Source organism: Kitasatospora sp. NPDC007106, from assembly GCF_040634455.1.
GTDB lineage: Bacteria > Actinomycetota > Actinomycetes > Streptomycetales > Streptomycetaceae > Kitasatospora > Kitasatospora arboriphila.
The window spans coordinates 1-6,419 of record NZ_JBEYFP010000335.1; the positions used below are offsets into that span (position 1 = coordinate 1).

6 protein-coding genes are annotated in these 6,419 nt (G+C 75.3%); 4 read left to right on the forward strand and 2 right to left on the reverse strand.

Annotated elements, in window-relative coordinates; translation table 11 throughout:
• Positions 1–104 precede the first annotated feature (104 nt).
• Complete coding sequence (locus ABZ641_RS22545; protein ID WP_344627790.1) at positions 105–989, reverse strand: ATP-grasp domain-containing protein; 885 nt, start codon at positions 987–989, stop codon at positions 105–107.
• 198 nt (positions 990–1,187) lie between these two features.
• Here ABZ641_RS22545 and ABZ641_RS22550 point away from each other — a divergent pair, with 198 nt between their 5' ends.
• On the forward strand, positions 1,188–1,826 hold the full coding sequence (locus ABZ641_RS22550) for an NUDIX domain-containing protein (protein ID WP_359984321.1): 639 nt from the start codon (positions 1,188–1,190) through the stop codon (positions 1,824–1,826).
• A 72-nt stretch (positions 1,827–1,898) separates the two neighbouring features.
• Here ABZ641_RS22550 and ABZ641_RS22555 read toward each other — a convergent pair whose 3' ends face one another.
• Positions 1,899–2,588, reverse strand: a complete 690-nt coding sequence (locus ABZ641_RS22555) for a hypothetical protein (protein ID WP_359984324.1) — start codon at positions 2,586–2,588, stop codon at positions 1,899–1,901.
• 479 nt (positions 2,589–3,067) lie between these two features.
• On the opposite strand from ABZ641_RS22555, the gene trpS reads away from it, so the two are divergent.
• The 3 genes from trpS to ABZ641_RS22570 all read left to right on the forward strand — a co-directional run bounded on the left by trpS (position 3,068) and on the right by ABZ641_RS22570 (position 6,169).
• On the forward strand, positions 3,068–4,081 hold the full coding sequence (gene trpS, locus ABZ641_RS22560) for a tryptophan--tRNA ligase (RefSeq protein ID WP_344627787.1): 1,014 nt from the start codon (positions 3,068–3,070) through the stop codon (positions 4,079–4,081).
• Between the two features lie 97 nt (positions 4,082–4,178).
• On the forward strand, positions 4,179–5,264 hold the full coding sequence (locus ABZ641_RS22565) for an LD-carboxypeptidase (RefSeq protein ID WP_359984327.1): 1,086 nt from the start codon (positions 4,179–4,181) through the stop codon (positions 5,262–5,264).
• Between the two features lie 107 nt (positions 5,265–5,371).
• A complete protein-coding gene (locus ABZ641_RS22570) occupies positions 5,372–6,169 on the forward strand; it encodes a nucleoside/nucleotide kinase family protein (RefSeq protein ID WP_359984330.1) in 798 nt (265 codons plus the stop codon).
• Positions 6,170–6,419 lie beyond the last annotated feature (250 nt).

Genomic DNA, 6,419 nt, shown 5'->3' on the forward strand with positions numbered 1-6,419 from the left:
TTTTCAGAGGTGTCCTATTCCCAACGGCGCTGCTCGCGGTCTGACCGCCGCGCCCCGGCGGACCCCACCCGGGGTCCGCCGGGGCGTGCCCGCCACCGGCAGGGTCAGACCGCGAGCAGCGCGGCGTACAGCGAGGCCGCGTCCGCGCCCCGCGGCAGGTCGCTCACCTGGCCGTCACCGACCTCCACCACCCGCCAGCCCGCCCCGTCCGCCCGCCGCGCCAGATCGGTGGTCACGAACCGGCAGCCCAGCGTGTGCACCAGCGGCCCCACCACCGACAGGTCCGCGTGCGGGGCCGGCCCCGGCGGCGCATCCGGATGGGCACCGCGCAGCACCGGCTCGCCGTCCACCCACCAGACCCGGGACTCCTCGGCCCGCCCCCGCGCGTCCCGGACGAACTCCTCGTACCGGCGCAGCACGATCCCGCCGGTCGGAGCCCCGTCCTGCAGCTCCACGAACCGCGACACCACCGCGCACAGCCGGTCGGTGTCCGCGAGGTCCGGGACGAAGCAGGCCTCCTCCCACTCGTACTTGCGCGACTTCACGTAGTCCTTGACGACCGCCGGCCCACGGCCGCCCAACCGCCCCGCCAGCGCGGCGAGCTCCTCCCGGGACGGCACGGCCGCCCCCGGCAGCCAGCGGCTCTCCGGCGTCGCCCCCTCGAACACCCCGTACCAGCCGGGGAGCTCATGGGCGTCCCCGTAGCCGGTCGGCGTGGTCAGCAGCACCCCGCCGCGCGCCGCCAGCGCCTGCGCCAACTCCTGGTACGCGGGCACCGGCACCATCCAGCCGCGGTACCAGAGCGGCCCGACGCCCACCGGCACCCGCCGCACCGCCGCCTCCGCGTCACCCGCGAGCAGCGCGTCGTGGTCGAGCAGCACACAGGCGCCGCCGAGGTCGCGCACCAGCTGCGCCTCCCACCCGTAGTGCGGGTCGGGCCTGCGCGGCGCGAGCGGATCGGCGGGCAGCAGGACGGCCGGGGTGGTCATGGCCCACAGCGTACGGCGCACCGGCCCGTCCGCACCCCCGCCCCGCACCTCGCCCCGCACCCCGCCCGCACACGCCCCACTGCGCACACGCCGGCCGCACCCAAGGTCCGTTGGGGTCAGGACCGCGGTCGGCCGGGACCGGCTCCAGCACCCCGAATACCGGTCGACACCCCCGGCGGTGCGTGCCACGGTGATCCGATGCCGAAGCTGCAACGACTCCTGGGACCAGTGCTGGGCCGACTCCTCGGCCGCCCACCGGGCCGACCGACCGCACGACCTGACGGCACGGCGGGCGGCCGCACACCGCGGGCCGCGGCCCGCACGGTCGTCCTCGCCCCGGACGGCGCCGTCTTCCTGCTCCGCAGCGACAACGCCGAGGTCGGCGTGCACTGGACGGCGCCGGGCGGCGGGCTGGAGGAGGGCGAGACCCCGACCGTCGGCGCACTGCGCGAACTGCACGAGGAGACCGGCTGGACGGACACCGAGCCCGCCCGCCTACTGTGCACCTGGGAGCACGACTTCACCTGGCACGGCATCCCCGTCCGCCAGCACGAGCACATCTACCTGGCCACCGGCCCGCGCCGCGGGCCGCTCGGCGACGTCAGCGGAGTCCACCGGGCCGACGGCATCCTCGAATGGCGCTGGTGGAGTCCGGAGGAACTGGCCTCGCCCGAGGCCGACGCACTCTGGCCGCCGCAGCTGCCGGCACTGCTGGCCGCCGTCCGCGGTGCACAGGGACGCGATGCCGACCCCACCGCCGGGCCGGTGCACCTGGGCCACGTCCCGCACGGCACACCGAACAGCGGCCCCGATGAGCCGGTGCGGACGGCCGGCTGACCCCAGCCCGCCGCGCACCGGATGACGACGGGTCACCGGGCGGGCCACCGCGCGCCGCCGACGCGGGCCGGTTCAGTGCGGCTGGTCCGCCCGCCAGTCGTGCAGCCCGAGGTCGCGGTCGTGCAGGGCCTCCGGATTGATCAGCACCGAGAGACGCGCACCCGCCACCTGCTCGACCGTCAGCCCGGTGGAGGCGAGCAGCCGCTCGGTCGGCACGGCCACGGCGATCGCCTCCCGCCAGGCGGGCAGCACCACCAGGCAGGTGCCGGTGCCGAACCGCACCAACCGCGCCTCGACCCGCTCGGGCTGCCGCGCCCCCGCACTCGGCGCCGAGGACGATCCGCCGATCAATATCCCCAACGGTGGCCCGCCCCCGGGCCCACCGCCCTCCTGGGCCTGGCCACCCGCGCCGGCCGGATGCCACGACTCCTGCCGTTCCTGCGGTCGCGGGTGCAGCCGACGCAGCCGCCGCGACGGAACCGGCCGCCGCGCCCGGCGCAACTGGCGGCCGCCGTCGGCCGGTCCGCCCGTGGGGCCCGCCGCGGCCGCGGGGCCGTCGCCCACCGGCCTGGCCGCATCGAGGTCCGCCCCGGCAGCGGCCAGCAGTTGGCGCACCTCCGCCTCCGACTTGTGGCAGGCCGCCGCCAGATCGGCGGGATGGGTGCCCCGTTCGTACGCCCCGCGCAGCCGGGCCGCCAGCCCCGCCAGCAGCCGCACCGCGGTGGGGTCGACGGGCTCGGCCCCGCCCTCCGGACCTGCCACCGTGGGTGCCGGTGCCGTCGGAGCTTCTGTCGAGGGCGCCGCGGGGCCGAGGGGATCGTGGGGGCCGCGGGCCCCGTCCCGAGGTACGGGACCGGGGGAGGAACGGTCGGCGGCTGGCGGGTCGAGCGGGGTCATGGGTGCGGGCCCTTCGGTCTGCGGCACGAACGATCCTGCCGCACAAGGCCCTTGGGAGCCAGGGTGGTCCACCATGTGTCGGTGGCGGACGGGCCCGGCCGCCGTCCAGGAGCCCCCGCAGCGGGCGGCGGGCCGAAAACCGGTGCGGAGAACGGCCGGACGTGCGCGTACCCTGGTCCCATGAAGCGTCAGCCGTGCCTGAACTGGTGGCCGTCCTAGGACGGCCACCCCTCACGCATGACCACAGGGCCGTCCGTACGGGCGGCCCTGATGCTTTTCACCCTCGGGGCGGCAACGCCCGGCGGACGGTGCCACCGCCCGCCCGCCACCCGAGGAGAACCTCAGTGATCACCACCGTCGACAGCATCCGCCGCAACCCCGCGCGCCACCGCATCCTCACCGGGGACCGGCCGACCGGCCCGCTCCACCTCGGCCACTACTTCGGCACCCTGCAGAACCGCGTCGAACTGCAGCGCCTCGGCGTCGACCTCTTCCTCGTCGTCGCCGACTACCAGGTCCTCACCGACCGCGACCTGGCCGACAACCTCGCCGAGCACGCCGAGAACCTCGTCCTCGACTACCTCGCCGCCGGCGTCGACCCCGACCGGGCCACCGTCTTCGCCCACAGCGCCGTCCCCGCGCTCAACCAGCTGCTGGTGCCCTTCCTCAGCCTGGTCAGCGTCGCCGAACTCGGCCGCAACCCCACCGTCAAGGACGAGATCGCACACTCCGGCCGCGCCACCGTCAGCGGCCTGATGTTCACCTACCCCGTCCACCAGGCCGCGGACATCCTCTTCTGCAAGGCCGACCTCGTCCCCGTCGGCCAGGACCAGCTCCCGCACCTGGAGACCACCCGCACCGTCGCCCGCCGCTTCAACGAGCGCTACGGCGCACCCGTCTTCCCGGAACCCGACGCCCTGCTCTCCGCCGCCCCGCTGCTGCTCGGCACCGACGGCGGCAAGATGAGCAAGAGCCGGGGCAACGCCGTCCCGCTCGGCGCCAGCGAGGACGAGACCGCCCGCCTCCTCCGCGCCGCGACCACCGACGCCGACCGCCGCATCACCTACGACCCCGAGCACCGCCCCGGCGTCGCCGGCCTCCTCCAGCTCGCCGCCCTCTGCCTGGACCGCACCCCCGAGGCCGTCGCCGAGGAGGTCGGCGACAGCGGCGCCGCCCAGCTGAAGAAGCTGGTCACCGAGGCCGTCAACGAGTACTTCCGCCCGCACCGGGCACGCCGGGCCGAACTCGCCGCCGACCGCGGGTTCCTCCGCGAGGTGCTGCGCGTCGGCAACGAGCGCGCGAACGCCGTGGCCGCGACCACCCTCGCCGAGGTCCGCGAGGTGATGGGCACCGTGTGAAGCGGCAGCATTCCCGGTGCGGGGGTGGATCGTTCCACCCCCGCACCGGGGAATACCGTGAGCAGACGAACCTGCGACCACGGGGGAGGAACTGTCGATGGATCAGCTGACGACCGGCGGCGCCGCGGACGGCCACGACCCCGCCCCCGGGCCGACACCGGCCCCCGCACCACTCCCGCGGGCACCGGGTCTTCCGGTACCGGGCCTGCCCGCTACCGGTCTGCCGGTTCCGGGTCCGCGGCGGCGTCCACGACGGCTGACGGCAGGCGACCGTGTCGCCCTGGTCGCCCCCAGCGGCCCGATCGACCCGCAGCGCCTCGCCGCAGGAACCGCCCTGCTCCGCTCCTGGGGCCTGCAGGTCGTCCCCGGCGACCACCTCCTCGACCGCCACCCCGTCCACGGGTACCTCGCCGGCACCGACGCCGACCGCGCCGCCGACTTCCAACGGGCCTGGCTCGACCCCGGCATCGCGGCCGTCGTCTGCGCCCGCGGCGGCTACGGCGTCCAACGGATGGTCGACCTCGTCGACTGGGACGCCCTGCGCGCCGCACCGCCCAAGATCCTGGTCGGCTTCAGCGACATCACCGTGCTGCACGAGACCGTCGACCTCCGACTCGGCCTCCCCACCCTCTACGGCCCGATGGGTACGGCGGCCACCTTCCTGGACGACCCCGCCACCGCCGACCACCTCCGGCGCACCCTCTTCGAGCCCGAGACCACCCGCGTCCTCACCGCGGCCACCGCCGAGCCGCTCGTCCCCGGCCGGGCCGCCGGCACCACCGCCGGGGGCTGCGCCGCACTCCTCGCCACCGACCGCGGCACCCCGACAGCCCGCCGTTCCTTCGCCGGCACCATCCTGCTGCTGGAGGACGTCAACGAGCTGCCCTACCGCCTCGACCGCACCCTCACCCAGCTGCTCCGCTCCGGCGCGATGGACGGAGTCGCCGGCATCGCCCTCGGCTCCTGGGAGGGCTGCGGACCGCCCGGGCCCGTCCGCGAGGTCATGCTCGACCGGCTGGCGCCGCTGGGCGTCCCGGTGATATGGGAGCTCGGCTTCGGGCACGGCCCCAGCAGCCTCACCGTCCCGCTGGGCGTCCACGCGGTCCTGGACGCGGACGCCGGCACCCTGACCCTCGACGAGCCGGTGTTCGGTGCCGCGGCGGTCGGGGAGGCCGCTGCCTGAGCGCGCTGCGCCCACGGCCCGGGCGGGTCGCCCAGCGGTCGCCGTCCTGTGGACGCCGGTCCCGCGGTGCGGTGCTTCCGGCGTCCCGGCTGAGTAGGGTGCGACCCATGCACGTTGACGTACACGGCGGCCACACGTCGGAGAACGGCCGGGCGGCGGCGGGACGCCGTTCCGCGAAGACCGGTGGTGCGGCGGGTGCCGCCGAGGCGGCCGGGGTGGCCGAGGTCGCGACGCCGGACGACCTGGTCGCGCGGGCGCTCGGACTGCTACACGGACCCGGGAGCGGTAGCGGACGCGTGATCCTCGGCCTCGCCGGCCCGCCGGCGGCCGGCAAGTCGACCCTCGCCCGCCACCTGGTCGACGCGGTCGTCCGCCAGGAGGGCCCGGAGGCCGCTGCCCACCTCCCGCTCGACGGATTCCACCTGGCCAACGTCCAGCTCGACCGCCTCGGCCTGCGGGCCCGCAAGGGCGCCCCGGAGACCTTCGACTCCGCCGGCTACCTGGCCCTGCTCCGGCGGGTCACCAACGAGCGGTTCCACGACATCTACGTGCCGGACTTCGACCGGGCCCTCGACGAGCCGGTCGCCGCCCGCCACGTCATCAGGCCGCACACCCGCCTCGTGGTGACCGAGGGCAACTACCTCGCCGCGCCCGAGGCTCCGTGGACGACGGCCCGGGCCCTGTTCCGCGAGCTCTGGTACATCGACGCGGACGACGACCTCCGCCACCGCCGCCTGATCGACCGCCACACCGGCGGAGGCCAGGACCACCAGGCCGCGGCACTGCGGATCGCCGCCAACGATCACCCGAACGGGGAGTACGTGAGGGCAGGCCGCGACACCTGCAGCCGACTCGTCCGCGTGCCGGATTTGCCTGCGGCCGCCGATGGGCGTAGTGTTCCCTAGTCGCTCGGCAGGGAGCACCGGACACGCATCTGCGCGGACGGTCCCGGAGCGGCCAATCCCTTGAAACACCACTTCCAGATCCTCACCGGGTCGCGTCTTGTCGCGTCCCGGTGCGAATTCGGCGTGCGCGTTTTAGGGATTGTGTTCGGACCAGTGCCGGATTCGCTTTTCGGAGCGGGGATCGGCTAAGGTTTGAAACGTCGGACGGGCCGTCAGGCCGGTTCCGACAAGGCAGTGAAGAAAGCAAGTC